Here is a 21,828-nt window from a genome sequence, read left to right on the forward strand (position 1 = left end):
TTTAAACTATACTCTTTGCCACTTTACCCACGATTTTAAAATGCTCCTGGGTCTCGTTTAGATTGATCTCGTAGCTTTTAAAATTCGGATTAACCGAAACGATTTTAAGCATGCCGCGCGGCGTGAGTTGCAGGATTTTTACCATGAGCTGATCGCTAAAATTTACCACGTAAAGCCCGTCTCCGGTAAATGCGCCGTCCTCGCGAAAAATAACCCAATCCCCGCTCCTTAGCATCGGCGTCATGCTCTCGCCCTCTATCTCCATGCTGCCCAGGTTTTTACCGGGTGGGACTTTAAAGAAGGCCTTGGCAATCGGCATTAGCTCACCCGTTTGGTAGCTCCTTACGCCTTCCAGCTCGTTGCCGCCACCGGCGCTTGCTTTAACGGATGTCGTTTTACGGATGAAGTAGAGATCGGCATCATCCAAATTTTGATGACTACTGTTTTTTTCTATACTAATTTTTAATAAGTATTTTGTGGGTATTTTTCTATCTTTTCTCCAAGCCGCTATTGCCGAATTGCTACTTAACGCAAGTTTTTTAGATAGCTGATTATCGTTTGCAACACCGTAATAATCATATAATTCTTGCATTTGCCCATCAAAAGCGTCCATTTTACCCCTTTCTCTAATACTAAAAATAATTAGTAAAATACTAAATTTATCTTGATATACTCATAAAAATTTAGTATAATTCAAATATTAATTAAGCAATTATATCAAAAAGGACGAAAAATGAAACTTCAAAACGCAGTTAAGCTCTTGAAAAGAGTTCGGAGAGGTTAAGGAGCACGAATGCGGCGCGATATAGTAGGCTGATTGCCAAATTTGATTTAAAAGCGAATAGACCGCTTCATCATCTCAAGCAGCCTTTTATCTCTATATAGGGTATTTGGCTCTACGCTAGCGGCTTTTATTTCAAGCTATCTTTGCGCGAGCTTTTTAAAATTAGCCTACTCGTTTATCTAGCTCTCACGTTTGACGTCGATGCTGTCTCTTACCTTTTGCTCTAGCTTAAATCTCTCCTTGCGTACCATGGCCAAACTAAACTCGGGAGGGGTCTCCTAAATTTAGCCTTTTGATTTTATTATCGGCCGGGCTTTTGTATTCGAGAGCAAAATATTTACGACCGCAAGGATCCACGAAAATATATAAACCTCTGCCGTCGCATTTCTTACAAATCTTATCCTTCGGCTTTTAGTATCCTGATCTCTCTATCCGTTAGCGGTGTGTGTATCTTTGGCATTTTTTTACGGAGTCCTTTTGTGCTTTTTTATTTTACTCCATTATTATTTAGTAAAAAATGATTATTTGCAAATATATTTTTATATCCTTTGGTATTTTAAAATATACGCAAAAATATCTTTAAAATCCGTCTATATCGGGAATTTTTATACTTTTGGATGTTTTTGGGAAGTCTTAAGATTTAGTGTTATGGTGCCCGAGGTCGGACTCGAACCGACACAAGGTTGCCCTTACCAGATTTTGAGTCTGGCGCGTCTACCAGTTTCACCACTCGGGCTAAAGTAAGATTGAAAGTTAATTTTTGTGTGAGAGGAAAAAGGGGAGAGTTGCTCCCCGAAAAAGAAATTATTTCTTTTTACCTTTTTTAGCAGCACCAGCAGCAACCGCTTCTTTAAGTTTTTTGCCAACTTTGAATTTAACTGCTTTGCTAGCAGGAACATCGATAACTTTTTTAGTTCCAGGAACTCTAGCTTTTCTTGCAGCTCTGTCAGCAGTACCGAAAGTACCAAAGCCTATAAAGCTAATTGTATCGCCTTTTTCAAGAACTGCTTGGATTGTCTCCAAAGTAGCATCAACAACTTTTAGAGTATCTTTTTTTGAAAGACCAGCCTTATCGGCAACAGCTTGAATAAATTCAGCTTTTTTCATGAACCATCCTTTTAAGAAGTTATGTGGCTATATTACACTCTTTTAAAAAAAAATACAATACTTTCTCCCTAAATTTAGCTCTTTTTTTACATTTTTTAATAAAAAATGCGATTTTTAAAAAATTTACTCGCAAATTTCAAACATAAGCTCGGTCTTTAGACCAATCTTTTTTATATCAATAAGCCTTAAATTTTTAAAATTTAAGCTCAATAACTCATCTTTATTTTTTACAAGCTTATTTGCTATCTGGCGCAAGACTTCGCCTCTATATGCTTTTGCGTGATGACTCACTATTTTTTTATTTTTTACAAAACAAAAAGTTATGTATTCTTTTTTTACAGTGTAAAATTTTTCGTAAAATTTAGCTCTGAGATCCAAAATATCGTCATCTTTTAAAAACTCATCAACCGCTTTACTAAAATTTTTTTCATAAAATTTTGAAATTTCAAAGCCATCTAGCTTTTCACCTTGTTTTAGTTTGTACTCTGGTATCTCATCTTTTGCCAAGATAGGTCCAAATAAATTTGAAAATATTAAAACATTATTATCTATATATTTTTGTGCCTCATTGTCTAAACCACGATAGTTTAGATGTTTATAAGCCACTCCATCATACCTTAAAATAGCTTTTATGCTACCTTTTTGAGATAGGCTTTCTCGCAGCTGCTTACTCTCTTCAAGCTCTTTTAGCCCAAAAAGCTTTTTTATATCGTCTAAATTTGCGTTTTTTAAAAACTCATCATATCTGTTTAAAATTTCAACTCTTTTGTCAAAAAGTTCTGGAAATATCAAATCCTTACCATTAAATTTATTATTTGTATTTAGAGAAATTTTACTTTCGCTTGGAGAAAAGAGAATTTTTAATGCCATTGTTCTTACCTATTTTATATGTAAATTTTTATTGGATTATACAATAAACTTTTTGTGCTAAAAAAAATCAAATTTTTACCGATATAAAAACAAGCGGAATCATTTTTGCTTAGAGTGAATAAAAATTTAGGAAAAAATTATGAGAATAACAAACCAACTACGTTTTAGTCAGACTTTGCATGACTACCAAAAAAATATGACTGGTGTAAATAAAAGCTACAAGCAGCTCTCAAATGGTTTGAAAATTCAAGATCCATACGATGGCGCTGCGACTTATAATGATGCAATGAGGCTTGATTATGAAGCAACTACTCTCACTCAAGTGGTTGATGCCACTGGTAAATCTGTAAATTTCTCAAAAAATACAGATAATGCATTGCAAGAGTTTGAAAAACAGCTTGAAAATTTTAAGACAAAAGTAGTCCAAGCAGCTAGCAGTGTGCATAGTAAGACATCGCTAGAGGCTTTGGCAAATGACCTTCAAGGCATAAAAAATCACCTTGTGAATATTGCAAACACTTCGGTTAATGGGCAGTTTTTGTTTTCTGGAAGCGCTGTTGATACAAAGCCAATAGATGGTGCAGGAAAATATCAAGGCAACCGTGATTATATGAAAACATCAGCTGGTGCTCAGGTTGAGCTTCCTTATAATATCCCAGGATATGATCTATTTTTAGGAAAAGATGGTGATTACAGTAAAATTTTGACAACAAATGTTCGTTTGGCTGATCAAACTAGAACAGACATCTCTTATGCGCCAAAATTTCTAAACGATAACAGCAAGATAAAAAATATGATCGGACTAAATTACGCTAGTGATTCAGTGGTTAGAAGTGATGGCTCTTATAATGGCACAATAAATCCGGATTATGATTTTTTAGATAATTCAAATGTAAATTTTCCGGATACATATTTTTTCATACAAGGCAAAAAGCCAGATGGCACGACATTTACTAGTAAATTTAAGATGAGTGCAAATACAACAATGGCTGGGCTTATGGAAAAAATCGGCATGGAATTTGGCAATACAAAAACAACAAAAGTTGTTGATGTAAGCATAAATAACGATGGACAATTTAATATAAAAGATCTTACTAAAGGCAACCAAACTATTGACTTTCATATGGTTGCAGCCACATCAGTAGCACCAAATCGCGGTGCAATCGCTCAAAACAACGCGCTTGATGCGGTAAATTCTCTTGAAGATCTTGAAACTATGGCAAATAACGTTCCAAAAACAGTTCATGTAACTGAGTTTGTAAAGAGCAAATATACCGATAAAGATGGAAACGCGACAAATGCATTTGACTATGATAAGGTTAGATTTGAAAGAAAGGATAATGAGCTAATCGCAAATTTACCTCAAGTAGCCAGAAGAGCGGGCGAATATGCAACAGATCAGACAAAGCTAAGCGAAGTCTCTGGTACAAAAGAGAGCTACGATAGAAATTTATATCCAAAAGATGTCGATGCTAGAAAGAGAGAGCTTTTTAATATCGATAACCAAGAGATAAATTTACAAGTAAAATCAATAACTGGTACAAAATATGACATAAAGGTAAAAATGGGCACAGCAGGGGGCACAAATACTCCAGTGCAATTTGAAATAACATCTACACCACCAGGTGGCACGCCTTCTGCACCTAGAACTTTAACAGTCTATAACTCAGATGAGTTTGGAAGTTACAGAACTTACGCTAGCGATTTTACTTATAGGCAGCTCATGGATATCGTTGCAATGGCAGCAAGTGATAATATCCCAAATCCTCCACATGCAGAAAATGCAAATTTTGATACAGATATAGAAAAAGTAAAAAGAGATCAAAACTATAATGCCTATAAAGAGGCTTTGTCAAAAACAAAGGGCGCAGTAGAGACAACTTTAGATGATAAAGGCAGAATGGTTTTAACTGATAAGACAAAATCAGTAACAAACATAGAAGTAACTATGCATGATGCAAAAAATAGCGATAAATTTGATGGCGATAGTACTGGTAGAGATACAGCTGGTAATACTGGCCACCCTCAAGGAAAAGGCTCTGTCTTTAGCTTTAATGAAAATAATGCCTTAACTATTGATGAGCCAAGTACGAGCGTTTTTCAAGATCTTGATAATATGATCGAAGCTGTTAGAAAGGGATATTATAGAGCTGATGCAAATAGTAATGATCCACGAAATACTGGTATGCAAGGTGCATTACAAAGGCTTGATCATTTAATAGATCATGCAAATAAAGAACTTACAAAGATCGGCTCTCAATCAAGACTTTTAACTGCTACAAAAGAGCGAGCCGAAGTAATGAAAGTGAATGTGCAAACTGTTAAAAATGATGTAATTGACGCAGACTATGCGGAGTCATATCTGAAATTTACGCAGCTTTCACTGTCTTATCAAGCAACTCTACAAGCAAGTGCAAAGATAAATCAACTAAGCTTGCTAAATTATTTAAATTAAAATTTAAATCAGCAGGTCGCCCAGCTTGCTAATTTTTTAAAATTAAACTCAAGCGTGCTATAATAAGCCTTTTTTATAAAGGATCTAAAATTTTACGACATATCTTATTTACAATTTTTGTTTGCATTTTTATATATTTTGGTATCGCTACAGCTGCTCCAACTGCTGATTTTGTTGGCTTGCTTGGACAAAGCCTTGGTATTTTAAATATCAAATATTTTGGACTTATAGCGTATGTTTATCCATTTTTATTGATCATTTTGGGCTATTTTGTCTATAAAAATTTTAAGAAATTTGACTTTGATTTTGCTCAGTTTTTGGTAGGAATTTTTCTCTTTTTTATAGCTTTTTTAATGTTTCAAGCCTTGAGTGCTTCGAGCATAAATGGCGGTATAATTGGAAATTTTATAGTTAGTGCCTTAAAAGAGGTGATCGGCTCTATCGGCACTGCGGTTGCTATACTTATGATGTTTATTATTTCACTTGGGCTTGCTTTTAGGGAAAATTTTATCATTGTTTTAAGAAAGGCTTTTGTAGATAAAGAGATAAAAGTCCATGAAGAGAGAAATTTAAAAGAGATAAAACAAAAGCAACTTCCAAAAATCGAACGCAAAAGACAAAAGAATAATGATGTAAAAGAAGAAGAGCTTATCGAAGCTCAGGTGCTAAATGATGATGAGCAGAATTTAGATGAAGAGCTAGAGCCTGAGTCAGAAAAAGAGAGCAGGGCCTCAACTATAAACGGAGTTGAAATTTTAAACGAAGTGGCTGAAAACAAGAAGTTGCTTGATCAAATAGAGCGAGGCAATGTCGAAAAGCCAAAGAATTTTGTCTTGCCACCGCTTAAATTTTTAAACGATCCGCCAAAACGCTCGCACAGTGTCAATGAAACTGAAATCGATCAGCAAATTTCTAATTTGCTTGATAAACTCCGTAAGTTTAAAATAGACGGCGATGTGGTTAGAACTTATACTGGACCTATCGTCACGACATTTGAGTTTCGCCCAGCTCCGCATATCAAGGTAAGTAAAATTTTAACACTTCAAGATGACCTAGCGATGGCACTAAAGGCTCAAACGATCCGCATCCAAGCGCCGATCCCTGGCAAAGATGTCGTAGGCATCGAGGTACCAAATCAAAATTTAGAGACAATCTATCTAAAAGAAATTTTAGAGAGCGAAGTCTTTAAAAATGCAAGTAGCCCGCTAACTATGGCACTTGGTAAAGATATCGTAGGTGCTCCTTTTGTGACAGACCTTAAAAAACTACCTCATTTGCTGATCGCTGGAACTACAGGATCTGGCAAAAGTGTGGGTATAAACGCGATGCTTTTAAGCTTGCTTTATAGAAATAGCCCACAAACTTTGCGTCTAATGATGATCGATCCAAAAATGCTTGAATTTAGCATATATAACGATATTCCACATCTTCTAACTCCAGTTATCACAGAGGCCAAAAAGGCGATCACAGCGCTTGCAAATATGGTTGCTGAGATGGAGCGAAGATATAAGATAATGAGCCAAACTCGTACGAAAAATATAGAGAGTTACAATGAAAAGATGAAAGAGGAGGGCGGCGAGCAGTTCCCGTATATCGTTGTGATCATCGATGAGCTAGCTGATCTGATGATGACTAGTGGCAAGGATGTGGAGCTTTATATCGGCCGTCTAGCACAGATGGCAAGAGCTAGCGGCATACACTTGATAGTGGCAACCCAGCGCCCAAGTGTTGATGTCGTGACTGGCCTTATAAAGGCAAATTTGCCAAGTAGGATAAGCTATAGAGTAGGGCAAAGGATCGACAGCAAGGTTATCTTGGATCAAATGGGAGCTGAGAGCTTGCTTGGGCGAGGAGATATGTTATTTACGCCTCCAGGAAGCCCTGGTGTGATAAGGCTTCACGCACCATTTGCTAGCGAAAAAGAGATAGAAACGGTTGTAAATTTCTTAAAAGAGCAACAAGATGTAGTTTATGATGAGAAATTCTTAATAGAAGAAGGCACAAGCGGAAGTGTGGCTGCTGGTACTCTAGGAGAAGATGAACTTGATGAGCTTTATGAAGAGGCCAAAGAGATCATTTTAAGTGAGCAAAAAACGTCAATAAGCTATCTGCAAAGACGCCTAAAGATAGGTTATAACAAAGCTGCAAATATAATCGAACAAATGGAGAAAATGGGTGTTTTAAGCCCAGTGAATGCAAAAGGACAAAGAGAAATTTTATAGCTAAAGTCATAAATTGCTTTAATTTTAGAATTTTAATTTTTATTAAAATTCTAAAAAGTCTTGACAAAGCACATTAAAATCTATATAATTACAACTCTTAAAAACATTGGGGTATCGCCAAGCGGTAAGGCAACTGGTTTTGGTCCAGTCATTCAGAGGTTCGAATCCTCTTACCCCATCCACTTTTTAAATCCAAAATAATACTTATCGCGGAGTAGAGCAGTGGTAGCTCGTCGGGCTCATAACCCGAAGGTCGGCGGTTCAAATCCGTCCTCCGCAACCAAATGCCCATTACTTTTACCATCTTTTAACTAAGCACCAACCCCCACACCATCACGTATATCATCAACATTGAGATGAACGTAGTGTAAGCTGCTCTTAATGTCCGTATGACCCATAAAAGCCATCAGTTTATGAGCATTAAATCCCTTCAAACTCACTAACCTAGAAGCCACTGTATGGCGTAATACGTATAGTCCGTGAGTGTTGTTTTCTCCCTTATATCCTAGATGGTTTCTTACAGCCCACCACATACGATTTGCTGTATCGTGGTTTAGATGAGTTATAGGGCATTTATTTAAGGTAGATCTTTGCAGTTATCATAAGCCCCTTGAGATATCCAGTAGTAAGCCATACGAAGCACTTGGTCGTCTCTTGTTTCAGTAAAGAGTTTGCGAGCCTCTATTTTACTTACGCTCTTAGCTATTTCTAAGCGTTGTTTTATGGCTTTGAAGACTAGAATAGTTTTGTTTTAATATGTAAAAAGAAAGATTAGTAAAAATAGGTTTCATAACTTTTAAATATAAAAAGAGAAATTCCCACCTAGTATTGTTTTATGGATTATTAGTATAAATTTAAAAATGCAGGAGGGGCGAATGCCCCTAATTATTATTTTAAAGTTTGGATGTATTCAGCTACTGCTTTTGCATCTTCGTCGCTCATTGGAGTAGCGATTGGTTTCATCATAGCGCCAAGACCAAATTTATTTGCTCCTGTTTTATAACCTTTTAGTGCCTCTTCGATAGCTGCTGCATCAAGAGATGTTAAAGCTGGAACTTTATTATTAAACACTTTTTCAGCTTTTGCGCCATGACAGGCGATGCATTTTTTGTAGATAGCAGCACCATCTGCAGCAAAGGCAGCAGTTGAAAGTAGAGCCGCAACGCTAGAAACAATTAGTAATTTTTTCATTTTTCATCCTTTGTAAAAAAGTTTGTGCATTATAGTACAAAAAGGTAAATTCGCAAGAAGCTAGTTAAAATATTTTGGCTATAATCACCAAATGAATAAAAATGAGCCTATTAAAGCACTTTTTCTAGATAGAGACGGCGTAATAAACGAAGATGCTGGATATGTTTGCGAGATCAAAGACTTTAAATTTATTGATGGCATTTTTGATGCGTTAAGAGAATTTGCTAAGGCCGGCTACAAGCTCTTTGTCGTGACAAATCAATCAGGCATCGGCAGGGGCTACTACACGCAGGAGCAGTTTGACGCTCTAAACAAATTTATGCTTGAAAGCTTTAGAAAAGAGCAGATTTTTATCACCAAAGTCTATTTTTGTCCGCACGCTCCAGAGCAAAAATGCACCTGCAGAAAACCAAATCCAAAAATGATACTTGATGCTTGCAAAGAGTTTGATATAGACCTTGAAAACTCGCTAATGATAGGCGATAAACCAAGCGACGTCGAGGCTGGCAAAAGGGCTGGTGTTGGTAGAAATTTCTTGCTTGATGGCATAAATTTTAAAGATGTAAGAGATGTTTTAGATAAGCTAAAAAAGGAAAAATCACTATGAATTTAAACGAAAAAAAGATAGTTATAACTGGCGGCGCTGGCTTTATCGGCTCAGCTTTGGCGCACTATTTTGATGAAAACTACAAAGATGCTCACGTGCTTGTCGTGGATAAATTTAGAAACGACGAGACATTTAGCAATGGCAACCTAAAAAGCTTTGGCCATTTTAAAAATTTACTTGGCTTTAAGGGCGAAATTTACGCTGGCGATATCAACGACCCTAGCACGCTTGAGAAGATAAAAAGCTTTCGCCCAGACGTCATCTACCACGAAGCAGCGATCTCTGATACGACCGTAAAAGAGCAAGACGAGCTAATAAAAACAAATGTAAATGCCTTTGTAAATTTGCTTGATATCTGCGAGAGTTTGGGCGCAAAGATGATCTACGCTAGCTCAGGGGCGACTTATGGCAACGCAAAGAGCCCACAAACCGTTGGCGAGTGCGAAGCGCCAAATAACGTCTATGGCTTTAGCAAGCTAAGCATGGATAATATCAATAAAATTTACGCAAAACGCGGCGTGAGTGTGGTTGGACTGAGGTATTTTAACGTCTTTGGCAAGGGCGAGTTTTTCAAAAATAAAACCGCCTCGATGGTGCTTCAGTTTGGCTTGCAAATTTTAGCTGGCAAGACCCCAAGGCTCTTTGAGGGCAGCGACCAGATCAAACGCGACTTTGTCTATATAAAAGATATCATTGACGCAAACATAAAAGCACTTGACGCGCCAAGCGGCGTCTATAACGCAGCTACTGGCAAGGCTAGAAGCTTTCAAGATATCGCTGATATCTTGCAACGCGAGATCGGCGTAAATTTAGGCAACGAATATATCAAAAATCCATTTATTGGCTCATATCAGTTTCATACAGAGGCCGACGTAGCTCCAGCTCGCGAGGCATTTGGTTTTAGCGCGACTTGGAGCTTGGAAGAGGCAATAAAAGACTACTTGCCAGAAATAAAGAGAATTTACAAGGAAGAGATAAATGGCTAAGAGAGTTAAAATTTTAGTCGTCGGCGATCTCATGCTGGACCACTATATCTGGGGCAGCTGCGACCGCATCTCTCCTGAAGCGCCAGTGCAGGTTGTAAAGATAAATAACGAAACCTACACGCTTGGTGGCGCTGGCAATGTGGTGAGAAATTTGCTTTCCCTTGGTGCAAACGTGAGCGTGGCTAGCGTCTTAGGAGATGATGAGGCTGGCAAAAAGATAAAAGAGAGGCTCGCTGAGCTAAACGTAAAAGATGAGCTCATACTCACCGAAAAAGGACGCGAAAGCTCGATAAAAAGCCGTATTATGGCATCGCACCAGCAAGTTGTCAGGATCGATAAAGAGAGCGTTGTTAAGATAAATTTAGAAAATGAGCTCGTCTTAAAAGTAAAAGAAAATCTTGCAAATTTTAAGGCTGTCTTACTAAGCGACTACGGCAAAGGCGTGCTTAGTGAGAAGGTCTGCCAAGAGATCATAAACGAGTGCGTGAGGCTAAATATCCCAGTACTTATCGACCCAAAAGGCAGCGACTACTCAAAATATAAAAACGCAACCCTTCTAACTCCAAATAAAAAAGAGGCGAGCGAGGCTACAAATTTAAAGATAAAAGACAAGGCCGAGCTTGAAAAGGCAATAAAACAGCTAAAAGACGATCTAAATTTGACCTATTCGCTCATCACGATCTCGGAAGAGGGCATTGCGCTATATGATGACAGGTTGCACATTTTTGCTGCTAAAGCAAAAGAGGTCTTTGATGTCACTGGTGCCGGAGATACGGTGCTTGCCACACTTGGCTATATGCTGGCAAATGGGGCTGACATAAAAGAGGCGATCAAGATAGCAAACCTCGCAGCAGCCGTTGTCGTGGCTAAGATAGGTAGCGCAACGGCTAGCTTTAGCGAGATCGAGCAGTTACTAAATAGCTCATTTGGGGCAAATTTCGAGCACAAGCTAAAGAGCCTTGATGAGCTAGAGGAAATTTTGAGCCAAAAGGGCAAGAAAAAGGTCGTTTTCACAAATGGCTGCTTTGATATCCTGCACGCTGGACATGTAAAATACCTAGCGCGCGCAAGAGAGCTTGGCGATCTTTTGGTTGTTGGGCTAAACTCGGACGCTTCAGTTAAGAGGCTAAAAGGAGAGGCGAGGCCTATAAATTCGCAAGATGATAGAGCCTGCGTGCTAAGCGGGCTTGGATTTGTTGATTATGTCGTGATTTTTGATGAGGATACGCCTTTAAATTTGATAACAAAGATAAAGCCTGACGTGCTTGTAAAAGGGGCTGACTATAAAGGCAAAGAGGTCATTGGCAGCGATATCGTAAAAGAGGTCAGACTGATTGACTTTGTCGAGGGCAAAAGCACAACAGGGATAATAAAAAGGATAAAAGATGCTAAAAACAATGATAAAAAATGAGCTCGAGGCTCACCAAAAGACCTTTAGTGAGCATGTAAATTTGCTAGGTAGCCTAGAGCGCGCTTGCCAGATGGTAGCTGATACGCTAAAAAATGGCAAAAAGGTGCTAATATGCGGCAACGGCGGCTCTGCGGCGGATGCTCAGCACTTTGCAGCTGAGCTAACTGGCAGATATAAAAGTGAGCGCCAACCACTTCCTGGCATCGCGCTAACCACTGATACTTCGGCACTTACAGCCATTGGCAACGACTACGGCTTTGACTATGTTTTTTCACGCCAGTTTGAGGCTTTGGCTCAGCCAGGCGACTTGCTCGTGGCGATCTCAACAAGTGGCAACAGCAAAAATGTCCTTGAAGCTATAAAAAGTGCCAAGAAAATGGGCGCATCAGTGCTTGGACTTAGCGGCAAAGGCGGTGGTGCGATGAATGAAGGTTGCAATCTAAATTTAGTCGTTAGCTCAAGCGATACAGCAAGAATTCAAGAGTCGCACATCTTTTTTATCCACACGATCTGCCAAGCTATAGATGAGGCTTTTAGGGGCTAAAATGCAAGAAGCGATGGATAAATTTTTAAGTGATCCTAACCAGCAAAACGAGATAAATTTGATAGCAGCTTTAAAAAAAGCTACCTTTTTCGCTCCAGTGCTTTTGAATCAAGCGCTTGCAAAGCCTGATGGTGGCGTTGTTTATGAAGAAGAAGGCTCAAATATCAAATTTATCCTGCTTGAAGATGAGGGCGAGAAGCTTAGCTATTTTCCAGCATTTACAAGCAAAGAAGCGATGAAGCTTTGGCGAAACGATAGTGAGCAAGAGAGCATTGAGATAGGTCTAAAAGAGTATCTTGCGATGCTAAAAGAGAGCAGCTACGCTGGAGTCGTTGTAGATGCATTTAGCTATGATTTTATTCTTAAAAAAGAGCAGATAGCAAGAATTTTAGACTAAAATTTTCATAGCACTATTGCCAAAGTCGCTGATTTGCTATTTAGCAAGTTTTTATTAATTTTAAGCTAAAATCAGCCAAGCTAAATTTAAGGAAAAAAATGAAAGACAATCTACTTGAATTAACCCAAGATATCGCATCTGTTGATATCGAAGAGTCTATAAAAACTAGCTATCTTGACTACTCCATGAGCGTCATCGTCGGACGTGCTTTGCCTGATGCTAGAGACGGATTAAAGCCAGTTCACAGAAGAATTTTATACGCTATGGATAACCTCGGCGTTGGCAGCAGAAGTGCCTATATGAAGTCAGCTCGTATCGTCGGTGAAGTCATCGGTAAGTACCACCCACACGGCGACACAGCGGTTTATGACGCACTTGTTCGTATGGCTCAGAAATTTTCTATGCGTTATCCAGTCGTTGATGGACAAGGAAACTTTGGCTCGATTGATGGCGACAGTGCGGCTGCGATGCGTTATACCGAAGCTAGAATGACCATGCTTACTGAAGAGCTTTTAAAAGATATTGACAAAGACACGGTTGATTTTGTACCAAACTATGACGATAGAGAGGTCGAGCCAGATGTACTTCCAAGCCGTGTGCCAAATTTATTATTAAACGGATCAAGCGGTATCGCGGTTGGTATGGCGACAAATATCCCACCACACAGCCTTGATGAGCTAATAGACGGTCTTTTGCTACTTCTTGAAAACAAAGAGGCGACACTTGAAGAGGTGATGGAATTTATAAAAGGTCCAGACTTCCCAACTGGCGGTATCATCTTTGGTAAAAAAGGCATCATAGAAGCCTACCGCACAGGTCGTGGCAGGGTCAAACTAAGAGCCAAAACTCATATAGAAAAAAAGCCAAACAAAGACGTCATCGTTATCGACGAGCTACCATATCAAACAAACAAAGCAAGGCTTATCGAGCAGATCGCTGAGCTTGTAAAAGATAAGCAGATAGATGGCATCAGCGAGGTTAGAGATGAGTCTGACAAAGACGGCATCCGCGTAGTCATCGAGCTAAAACGCGACGCTATGAGCGATATCGTGCTAAACAACCTATTTAAATCAACTACAATGGAAAGCACTTTTGGTGTTATTATGCTTGCTATTAATAACAAAGAGCCAAAAGTATTTAACCTTATCGAACTACTTAAGCTATTTCTAAATCACAGAAAAACGGTCATCATTAGAAGAACGATATTTGAGCTTGAAAAAGCGCGCGCAAGAGCCCATATTTTAGAGGGTCTAAAGATCGCACTTGATAATATCGACGAGGTGATAGAGCTTATTAGAAATAGTGCTGATACAGCGGTTGCTAGAGAAGGCTTGATGAGTAAATTTAACCTCTCAGAGCTTCAAGCAAACGCTATCCTTGATATGCGTCTAAGCAAGCTTACAGGCCTAGAGAGAGAAAAACTAGAGGCTGAGCTAGCCGAGCTTATGGCTGAGATCGCAAGACTTGATGAAATTTTAAAGAGTGAGACATTGCTTGAAAATTTGATCAAAGAAGAGCTTCTTGAGATCAAAAATAAATTTAAAGTACCAAGAGTGACCGAGATTGTTGATGACTACGATGACATCGATATCGAAGATCTCATACCAAATGAAAATATGGTCGTAACCATAACTCATCGCGGCTACATCAAGCGTGTGCCAAGCAAGCAGTACGAGAAGCAAAAACGCGGTGGCAAGGGCAAAGTAGCGGTCACTACATACGATGATGATTTTATAGAGAGTTTCTTTACTTCAAATACCCACGATACGCTTATGTTTGTGACTGACCGCGGACAGCTATACTGGCTAAAAGTCTATAAGATCCCAGAGGGAAGCCGCACAGCAAAGGGCAAAGCGGTTGTAAATTTGATCCAGTTGCAGCCTGATGAGAAGATCAAAGCGATCATCCCAACGACTGACTTTGACGAGAGTAAATCTCTAGCATTCTTTACTAAAAACGGCATCGTAAAACGCACAAATTTAAGCGAATTTAAAAACATTCGCTCAGTTGGCGTAAGAGCGATAAGCCTTGATGAGAACGACGAGCTAGTAACTGCGCTCATCGCTCAAACATACGATGATATGCCAGTCACTGACCCAGAAAATGAGCTAAGCGTAGAGACAGAGGTGCTTGAAGTTGAAGAGCTTCAAAACGAGATCGATGAAGATAGTGTAAATGCCGAAGAGGACGCAAACTCAGGCGATGAGACAATGCTATTTGTCGTTACTAAAAAGGGCATGTGCCTTAAATTTAAGATCAGCAAGGTTCGCCAAATGGGAAGAACTGCACGCGGCGTAACTGGCATTAAATTTAAAGAGCCAGGCGACGAGGTTGTAGGCGCAGCAGTCATCGAAAGTAACGATCAAGAAATTTTAAGCATATCTCAAAAAGGTATCGGCAAGCGCACAACTGCTGATGAGTACCGCTTGACAAATCGCGGCGGCAAAGGTGTCATCTGCATGAAGCTAACAAGCAGAACAGGCGATCTAGTGGGCGTTGTGATGGTTGATGAAGAGCAAGACCTGATGACTCTAACATCAAGCGGCAAGATGATAAGAGTTGATATGCAAAGCATCCGCAAAGCAGGACGTAACACAAGCGGCGTGATTGTCGTAAATGTAGATGGCGATGATGTCGTAAGTATCGCAAGATGCCCTAAGGCAGATGATGGCGAAGATGAGGATGAAGCACCAAGCGAAGATATGGGGCTTTTGGAATAAATTTTGCTATTAAATTTTAAATAAAAGCATAAAAAAGGTTGTTTATGAAGGTTAAAATTTTATCTTTTGCTTTGATGGTAGCTTTATTTGGCGGCTGCTCATTTAACGGCTTTATGGGCGAGCCAACTAGCACATCAAACCGCAATGTAGTCATCCAAAAGGTCGATAAAGACGATCTTAGAGAGGTGATGAAAAAAGAGAAGATGATATATGATAGTGCTCCAAGAGAGACCACTTTTAGAGCCACAGGTGAGGGCATAGCTCCGCTAAATTCGCTCTCATACGCTCAGTCAGTCACTCTTGCAAAAAGAGCGGCGATGGCTGATGCTTATTCGCAGCTTGCTGGCAAGCTTTATGGCGTAAAGATCAACGCTGAAGACACCGTAAGAGACGCGATGCTAAATGATTCATCTATCACTTCAAAGGTTCAAGGTCTTGTCAAAAACGCAAGGATCGTGAATGAAAATTTCAAAGATGGGCTTTATAAGGTAAATATGGAGCTTAAGATAGACGAAGATAAGTGGCGAGAAGTCTTTTCTTACTAACGATACTTTTAAATTTCGCCTTTTGCCTGGAGGAGTTTATCTTCTGGGCGAAGGTCGATACGACAAATCATATCATTGCGCATGAGGAAATTTCTTTTTCAAAGGCGATGACTTTAACACCCAATCCAAAACCAAAATTTCTTTGTCAGATAGACGCTTTTAAAGATGAAAATACCACAACTCTTGGCTTTTTAAATTTACACAAAGATGAAATTTTTGACTGCTTTGCCTTAAAAAAAGTGATGATAAAAAATGAGCTTAATGTCAAAAATGCACAGGTCACAAACGCTTCAAATTTGAAAATTTTGCCAGTTAGATTTATGGTGGAATTTAAGCCAAAATCCGCTATCATCGGCACACTTCAATAAAAAAGAGATCAAATGAATATCGTCATAGTAGAAGATGACATCAATATGCGAAAGTCGCTTGAGATCGCACTTGGCGAGTATGAAGAGCTAAACATCAAGAGTTACAAGAGCGCAGTTGAAGCTCTAAAAAAGCTAAGCGACGACACTGATCTAATCATCACCGACATAAACATGCCAAAGATGGACGGACTTGAGTTCATTAAAGAGTTAAACGGTAAATTTGACGTCATCATAATGACTGGTAACGCGACACTTAACAAGGCGATTGAGAGCGTTAGGCTTGGCGTGAAGGACTTTTTAACAAAGCCATTTGACGTCTCAACGCTATATGAAGCGATAAAAAGGGTAGAGGCGCTAAAACAAAAAACCCCAAAAAGCATAAAAAAAGTTGAAACTAAAAGCGAAAATAACGGCTTTTTAGCCACTTCAAAAGCACTTGAAGCGATGCTAAATATCGCGCTAAAAGCTGCAAGAACAGACGCTTCAATAATGCTTATTGGAGAAAGCGGCGTTGGCAAAGAGGTCTTTGCTAAATTTATCCACGCAAACTCACCAAGAAAAGATGCGGCATTTATCGCTCTAAATATGGCTGCGATACCTGAAAATTTGATAGAAAGTGAGCTTTTTGGCTTTGAAAAAGGCGCCTTTACAGACGCAGCCACTACCAAAAAAGGGCAGTTTGAGCTGGCAAATGGCGGAACGCTATTTTTAGATGAGATCGGCGAGATGCCTATAAATTTACAGCCAAAATTGCTTCGTGCCTTACAAGAGCGCGAGATAACAAGGCTTGGCGCTACAAAGAGTGAAAAGATAGACGTTCGCATCATCTGCGCTACAAATGCAAATTTAGAGCTTGCTATGAAAGAGGGTAGGTTTAGAGAGGACCTTTTCTACCGCCTAAACACGATCCCGCTTTTCATCCCACCACTTCGCGAGCGAAAGGATGAAATTTTACCTATCGCGCAGGATGCTTTGGAAAAATGTTGCAAAGAGTATGGCTTTGAGGCTAAAAATTTCTCAAAAGCGGCAAAAGAGGAGCTTTTGAGCTATGACTATCCAGGCAACATAAGAGAGCTCATTTCAGTCGTGCAGCGTGCAGCGATACTAAGCGAGGGTGATGAAATTTTGCCAAATGATCTATTTTTACAAGCCAGAAGCAAAAAATAGCCATAAATTTAAGTAAAATTACGAAAATTAAAAAAAGATAAGGAGAGCAGATGAGAAAATTTAACGTAGCAGTCGTTGGCGCTACTGGAGCGGTCGGCGAAGAGCTTTTTAGAGTGATGGAGGAGGTTGAGTTTCCAGTTGGAGAGCTTTTGCCGCTTGCTAGCGCAAAAAGCGCTGGCAGTGAGATCGAATTTAATGGCAAATATTACAAGGTAAAAGAGCTAACCGAAAAGGTTTTTAGCGAGCACGAGATCGATATCGCATTTTTTAGTGCTGGTGGCTCAGTCTCAGAGAAATTTGCCAAATTTGCAGCTGATAGTGGCGCAGTAGTTATCGATAACACCAGCCATTTTAGGATGGATAAAGACATCCCCCTTGTTGTGCCAGAGTGTAATCCAAGTGATATAGCTATGTGGAAAAATCGCGGTATCATCGCAAATCCAAACTGCTCAACCATCCAAATGGTGCAAATTTTAAAACCACTAAACGACGCTTTTAGTATCAACAGAGTTGATGTCTCTACTTACCAAGCAGCAAGCGGTGCTGGCAAAGAGGGCATGGAAGAGCTTGTCATTCAGATGCAAAAGTTTTTTGAATTTAAGCTTGATGAGTGCGAGCCAAAGGTATTTGCGCACCGCCTAGCACTAAATGTGATCCCTCACATCGACGTCTTTTTGGACAATGACTACACAAAAGAAGAGATGAAAATGGTCAATGAGACGCAAAAAATTCTTCACAAAGATATAGAAGTTAGCGCTACCTGTGTGCGCGTACCAGTACTTAGAAGTCACTCAGAGGCTATCACTATCCACTTTGATAAGGATGTAAGTGCGGATGCAGCAAGAGAAATTTTAAGCAAAGCTCCAAGCGTCGTTGTAGTCGATAATCCAGCAAATAAAGAGTATCCGATGCCTATCATTTCAAGCGATACAAATGAGACTTATGTCGGTAGGATCAGAGTCGATAATTACAGACCTAGTGTGCTTCACCTTTGGTGCAGTGCCGATCAGATCCGCGTAGGGGCTGCTACAAATGCTGTCAGGATCGCACAAAAGTGGATCGCGATGCAAGAGTAAATAAAAAGGATTTTTATTGCGTAAGATATTTGAAAAAATTTTGCTTGCAAGCAACAGCTTTACACTTTTTCCAGTAATTTTTGGACTTTTAGGTGCGATCGTACTTTTTATCATCGCAAGTTACGACGTCGGCAAAGTACTTTTAGAGGTTTATAAATATTTTTTTGCCGCAGATTTTCACGTTGAAAATTTTCACTCAGAAGTCGTTGGCGAGATCGTTGGAGCGATCGATCTATACTTGATGGCGCTTGTTCTTTATATATTTAGCTTCGGAATTTACGAGCTTTTCATCTCAGAGATCACACAGCTAAAGCAGTCAAAGCAGAGCAAAGTCTTAGAGGTTCACTCTCTTGATGAGCTAAAAGATAAGCTTGGCAAAGTGATCGTCATGGTCTTAATCGTAAATTTCTTCCAAAGGGTGCTTCACGCAAACTTTACAACACCGCTTGAGATGGCCTATCTTGCGGCTTCTATCCTAGCACTTTGCCTTGGACTTTACTTCCTTCACAAGGGAGATCACTAAAATTTTAAGCGTTTTTACGCTTAAAATTTCTCCTACATCTTTTCTTTAGCTATTTTTGGATAATATCCATTTAAAAATTTAAAGGAAATTTGATGATTTTCATAGACGCTTGCCTTAAAAAACCTACCCCTTATACGCCTGTTTGGATGATGCGCCAAGCCGGTAGATATCTACCAGAGTATATGCGAGTACGCGCGCAAGCAGGGGATTTTTTATTTCTTTGCAAGGACTACAAAAAGGCTAGCGAAGTCACGCTTCAACCAGTTGAAATTCTAGGCGTTGATGCGGCGATTTTATTTAGCGACATTCTCGTTGTGCCTCTTGAAATGGGTATGGATCTACGTTTTGAAAAGGGTGAAGGGCCAGTTTTTACAGATCCTTTGCGTGATAAAGCCGCACTTGACGCACTAAGTATCGAAAAATCGACTAAAAATTTAGCATACGTCTATGACACGATCAAGCTTACAAGAGAAAATTTAGCCAAAGATAAGGCGCTCATTGGCTTTTGCGGCGCACCTTGGACGATAGCTACATATATGATCGAGGGTGGTGGCAGTAAAACTTATGCGATCTGCAAAAAAATGCTCTATCAAAATCCAGAATTTTTACATCAAATTTTAGAAAAAGTGACGCAAGCACTCATCCTTTACGTCAAAGAGCAGATAAGAGCAGGCGTAAATGCGGTGCAAATTTTTGACAGCTGGGCGGCTGCGCTTGAAGAGCAGGCTTATTTTGAGTTTGGATTTAACTACATTAATAAAATAGTTGATAGCGTTAAGGCTGAATTTCCAGAAATTCCAGTCATCGTTTTTCCAAAAGGAATAAGTGGCTATCTGGATAAAATTTCAGGAAAATTTGACGTTTTTGGCGTTGATTGGAGCACGCCGATCGAGCTAGCAAAAGAAAAACTTAGCTCAAGATATGTCCTTCAAGGCAATATGGAGCCAACAAGGCTTTATAGCAAAAAGGCGATAGATGAAGGCGTGGATAAAATTTTAAGCACTATGAAAGACGTGCCTCATATTTTCAATCTTGGTCATGGAATTTTGCCTGATGTGCCAGTTGAGAATGCAAAATATTTTATAAAACAGGTACAGACAAAAAGTGCAAGGTAATAAGCCTTGCATCGTCTTTGGACCGATAAATTCTCGCCGTTTTGGCATGAGCCTTGGCATCGATCTAAGCCCTAATCAAAAATCATGTAATTTTGACTGTGTTTATTGCGAGCTAAGTGGCGCAAAAACAGTCAATGCGATAGAAAATCCGCCAAGTGTTGACGAGATCATAAGCGATCTAAAAGAAGCTTTAAAAGCTTATCAAAATATCGACGTCATCACGCTTACAGCAAATGGCGAACCAACTCTTTACCCACACTTAAAAGAGCTGATAGTAAAAGTAAATGAGCTAAAAGGTAGCGCAAAAACACTTATTTTGAGTAATGGCTCAGGCGTGTGTGATCCAAAAATTTGTGAAGCGCTACATGGGCTTGATATAGTGAAATTTAGCCTGGATAGTGCAGTACAAAGTACTTTTAAAAAGATAGACCGCAACAAAAGCGGCATAGAAGTTAGCGAGCTCATAAAAGCGATGGCTAAATTTCGTAAGGAATTTACTGGCAAGCTTGTGCTTGAAATTTTGGTTGTGACTGGATTTAACGACAAAGAAGAGGAATTTATAGCTCTAAATGCAGCGATAAATGAGATAGCTCCGCACCGAGTGGATATTGGCACGATAGATCGCCCACCAGCTTATAATGTAAAGGGTGTAGACGCCAAAAAACTAGAGGAGCTAGCCAAGCAGATAAGTGGCGTACCGGTTAATATAGCTAAAGCTCACAAAATAGAGCAAAAGTATAACTTTAGTGAGGAAGAAATTTTAGAAATGCTAAGGCGTCGTCCGCAAACTATCGCAAATGTTGAAGAAAATTTCTCAGAACACTCAAGGCAAATTCTAAACAAGCTCTTGCAACAAGATGTGGTTTATCTAGCCGATGTTGCTGGAGTAAAATTTTACAAACTAAGAGCATAAATGAAAAGAATCCTTACAATACAAGATATCTCGTGCGTTGGCAAATGTTCCCTTACTGTTGCACTTCCGATAATTAGCGCTCAAGGCATCGAAGCATGTATATTGCCTACTGCGTTACTTTCGACTCATACTGGCTTTAAAAATTTCACTTTTCGTGATCTAACTGATGAATTTGACGAGATAACACAGGTTTGGCACAAAGAAAATATCGCATTTGATGGAATTTATACCGGATTTTTAGGTAGCTTTAGCCAGCTTGAGCTGATAGAGAAAATTTTTAATGAGTTTAATGACTCTGCTCCACTAATACTTGTAGACCCTTGTATGGGCGACAATGGCAAGCTCTATCACGGATTTGATGAAAAATTTGTTATGAAAATGCGCGAACTTTGCACAAAGGCTCACGTCATCACGCCAAATATAACTGAAGCAAGCTTTATGTGCGGGATGCCGTTTTTAGGCAGTGACTATACGCAAGATTATATTTTAGAGTTGCTTGAAGGTTTGGCTAGCTTTGGAGCTAGAAAGATCGTGCTAAAGGGCATTAGATACAAACAAAATGAATGTGGCATCATAGCTTACGACGCAAAGACAAAAGAGAAGGTAGAGTATTTTCACGAATTTTTGCCATTTCACACGAGTGGGACTGGAGATATATTTGCTTCTGTGCTTTTTGGTTCACTCATAAATGGCGAAAGCATGCAAAATTCTATCAAAAAGGCAGCAAATTTTGTGCTTAGTAGCATTAAAGTCACGCTAAAAGATAAGAGTCGTGCATGGTATGGTGTGCAGTTTGAAAAGGTGCTTGGCACTCTTGCAAAATAGGC

Annotated in this window: 20 protein-coding genes, 3 tRNA genes and 2 pseudogenes; 19 read left to right on the plus strand and 6 right to left on the minus strand. The window is 39.4% G+C overall.

Features of this window, described 5'->3' with window-relative positions; all coding sequences use genetic code 11:
• Position 1: 1 nt before the first annotated feature.
• The 4 genes from G5B98_RS03965 to G5B98_RS03980 all read right to left on the minus strand — a co-directional run bounded on the left by G5B98_RS03965 (position 2) and on the right by G5B98_RS03980 (position 2,761).
• Complete coding sequence (locus G5B98_RS03965; protein WP_196087247.1) at positions 2–613, minus strand: S24 family peptidase; 612 nt, start codon at positions 611–613, stop codon at positions 2–4.
• An 820-nt stretch (positions 614–1,433) separates the two neighbouring features.
• A tRNA-Leu gene (locus G5B98_RS03970) sits at positions 1,434–1,520 on the minus strand.
• A 68-nt stretch (positions 1,521–1,588) separates the two neighbouring features.
• Positions 1,589–1,891: an HU family DNA-binding protein gene (locus tag G5B98_RS03975; RefSeq protein WP_012001719.1), complete on the minus strand. Its 303-nt coding sequence runs from the start codon at positions 1,889–1,891 to the stop codon at positions 1,589–1,591.
• Positions 1,892–2,014: 123 nt separating this feature from the next.
• Complete coding sequence (locus tag G5B98_RS03980) at positions 2,015–2,761, minus strand: YaaA family protein (protein WP_196087248.1); 747 nt, start codon at positions 2,759–2,761, stop codon at positions 2,015–2,017.
• A gap of 139 nt (positions 2,762–2,900) precedes the next feature.
• On the opposite strand from G5B98_RS03980, the gene flgL reads away from it, so the two are divergent.
• From flgL to G5B98_RS04000, 5 genes and pseudogenes are all read left to right on the plus strand, one after another.
• Positions 2,901–5,216, plus strand: coding sequence for a flagellar hook-associated protein FlgL (gene flgL / locus G5B98_RS03985; RefSeq protein ID WP_196087249.1), 2,316 nt, complete (start codon positions 2,901–2,903; stop codon positions 5,214–5,216).
• Positions 5,217–5,359: 143 nt separating this feature from the next.
• Positions 5,360–5,716, plus strand: a pseudogene (locus tag G5B98_RS09610) (DNA translocase FtsK 4TM domain-containing protein); the annotation flags it as partial.
• Between the two features lie 261 nt (positions 5,717–5,977).
• Positions 5,978–7,438: pseudogene (locus G5B98_RS03990) on the plus strand (DNA translocase FtsK); the annotation flags it as partial.
• Between the two features lie 107 nt (positions 7,439–7,545).
• Positions 7,546–7,620: transfer RNA gene (locus tag G5B98_RS03995), tRNA-Gln, on the plus strand.
• A gap of 26 nt (positions 7,621–7,646) precedes the next feature.
• Positions 7,647–7,721: transfer RNA gene (locus tag G5B98_RS04000), tRNA-Met, on the plus strand.
• A 28-nt stretch (positions 7,722–7,749) separates the two neighbouring features.
• On the opposite strand, the gene G5B98_RS09615 is transcribed toward G5B98_RS04000, so the two are convergent.
• Positions 7,750–8,034 (minus strand): tyrosine-type recombinase/integrase, encoded by a 285-nt coding sequence (locus tag G5B98_RS09615; RefSeq protein ID WP_430746732.1) that lies wholly within the window; start codon positions 8,032–8,034, stop codon positions 7,750–7,752.
• A gap of 292 nt (positions 8,035–8,326) precedes the next feature.
• Complete coding sequence (locus tag G5B98_RS04010) at positions 8,327–8,629, minus strand: c-type cytochrome (RefSeq protein ID WP_087578724.1); 303 nt, start codon at positions 8,627–8,629, stop codon at positions 8,327–8,329.
• 91 nt (positions 8,630–8,720) lie between these two features.
• On the opposite strand from G5B98_RS04010, the gene gmhB reads away from it, so the two are divergent.
• The 14 genes from gmhB (at position 8,721) to G5B98_RS04080 (ending at position 21,826) form a co-directional block, all read left to right on the plus strand.
• Positions 8,721–9,236 (plus strand): D-glycero-beta-D-manno-heptose 1,7-bisphosphate 7-phosphatase, encoded by a 516-nt coding sequence (gene gmhB / locus G5B98_RS04015; protein ID WP_196087250.1) that lies wholly within the window; start codon positions 8,721–8,723, stop codon positions 9,234–9,236.
• A complete protein-coding gene (gene rfaD, locus G5B98_RS04020; RefSeq protein WP_072594136.1) occupies positions 9,233–10,222 on the plus strand; it encodes an ADP-glyceromanno-heptose 6-epimerase in 990 nt (329 codons plus the stop codon). Before gmhB ends, rfaD begins: the two co-directional genes overlap by 4 nt.
• A complete protein-coding gene (rfaE1, locus tag G5B98_RS04025; protein WP_196087251.1) occupies positions 10,215–11,633 on the plus strand; it encodes a D-glycero-beta-D-manno-heptose-7-phosphate kinase in 1,419 nt (472 codons plus the stop codon). Before rfaD ends, rfaE1 begins: the two co-directional genes overlap by 8 nt.
• Entirely contained in the window at positions 11,608–12,177 is a 570-nt protein-coding gene (gene gmhA / locus G5B98_RS04030; RefSeq protein WP_196087252.1) for a D-sedoheptulose 7-phosphate isomerase, read from the plus strand. Before rfaE1 ends, gmhA begins: the two co-directional genes overlap by 26 nt.
• A 1-nt stretch (position 12,178) precedes the next feature.
• Positions 12,179–12,574, plus strand: a complete 396-nt coding sequence (locus G5B98_RS04035; RefSeq protein WP_196087253.1) for an SseB family protein — start codon at positions 12,179–12,181, stop codon at positions 12,572–12,574.
• A 98-nt stretch (positions 12,575–12,672) separates the two neighbouring features.
• Complete coding sequence (gyrA, locus tag G5B98_RS04040; RefSeq protein WP_196087254.1) at positions 12,673–15,294, plus strand: DNA gyrase subunit A; 2,622 nt, start codon at positions 12,673–12,675, stop codon at positions 15,292–15,294.
• Between the two features lie 44 nt (positions 15,295–15,338).
• A complete protein-coding gene (locus tag G5B98_RS04045; protein ID WP_196087255.1) occupies positions 15,339–15,839 on the plus strand; it encodes an LPP20 family lipoprotein in 501 nt (166 codons plus the stop codon).
• Positions 15,815–16,207 carry a hypothetical protein gene (locus G5B98_RS04050; RefSeq protein ID WP_196087256.1) on the plus strand — a complete coding sequence of 131 codons (393 nt, stop codon included), beginning with the start codon at positions 15,815–15,817 and terminating at the stop codon, positions 16,205–16,207. Before G5B98_RS04045 ends, G5B98_RS04050 begins: the two co-directional genes overlap by 25 nt.
• A 12-nt stretch (positions 16,208–16,219) precedes the next feature.
• Entirely contained in the window at positions 16,220–17,374 is a 1,155-nt protein-coding gene (locus tag G5B98_RS04055; protein ID WP_196087257.1) for a sigma-54-dependent transcriptional regulator, read from the plus strand.
• 50 nt (positions 17,375–17,424) lie between these two features.
• A complete protein-coding gene (locus G5B98_RS04060; protein WP_196087258.1) occupies positions 17,425–18,450 on the plus strand; it encodes an aspartate-semialdehyde dehydrogenase in 1,026 nt (341 codons plus the stop codon).
• A 16-nt stretch (positions 18,451–18,466) separates the two neighbouring features.
• A complete protein-coding gene (locus G5B98_RS04065) occupies positions 18,467–18,973 on the plus strand; it encodes a YqhA family protein (protein WP_085657434.1) in 507 nt (168 codons plus the stop codon).
• A gap of 92 nt (positions 18,974–19,065) precedes the next feature.
• On the plus strand, positions 19,066–20,088 hold the full coding sequence (gene hemE / locus G5B98_RS04070; protein ID WP_196087259.1) for a uroporphyrinogen decarboxylase: 1,023 nt from the start codon (positions 19,066–19,068) through the stop codon (positions 20,086–20,088).
• A gap of 46 nt (positions 20,089–20,134) precedes the next feature.
• Entirely contained in the window at positions 20,135–21,001 is an 867-nt protein-coding gene (locus tag G5B98_RS04075; RefSeq protein WP_196087346.1) for a radical SAM protein, read from the plus strand.
• Positions 21,002–21,826, plus strand: a complete 825-nt coding sequence (locus G5B98_RS04080) for a pyridoxamine kinase (protein ID WP_196087260.1) — start codon at positions 21,002–21,004, stop codon at positions 21,824–21,826.
• The last annotated feature ends 2 nt before the right edge of the window (positions 21,827–21,828 follow it).

It is taken from the genome of Campylobacter concisus (assembly GCF_015679985.1).
In the GTDB taxonomy this organism is placed as follows: Bacteria; Campylobacterota; Campylobacteria; order Campylobacterales; family Campylobacteraceae; genus Campylobacter_A; species Campylobacter_A concisus_AC.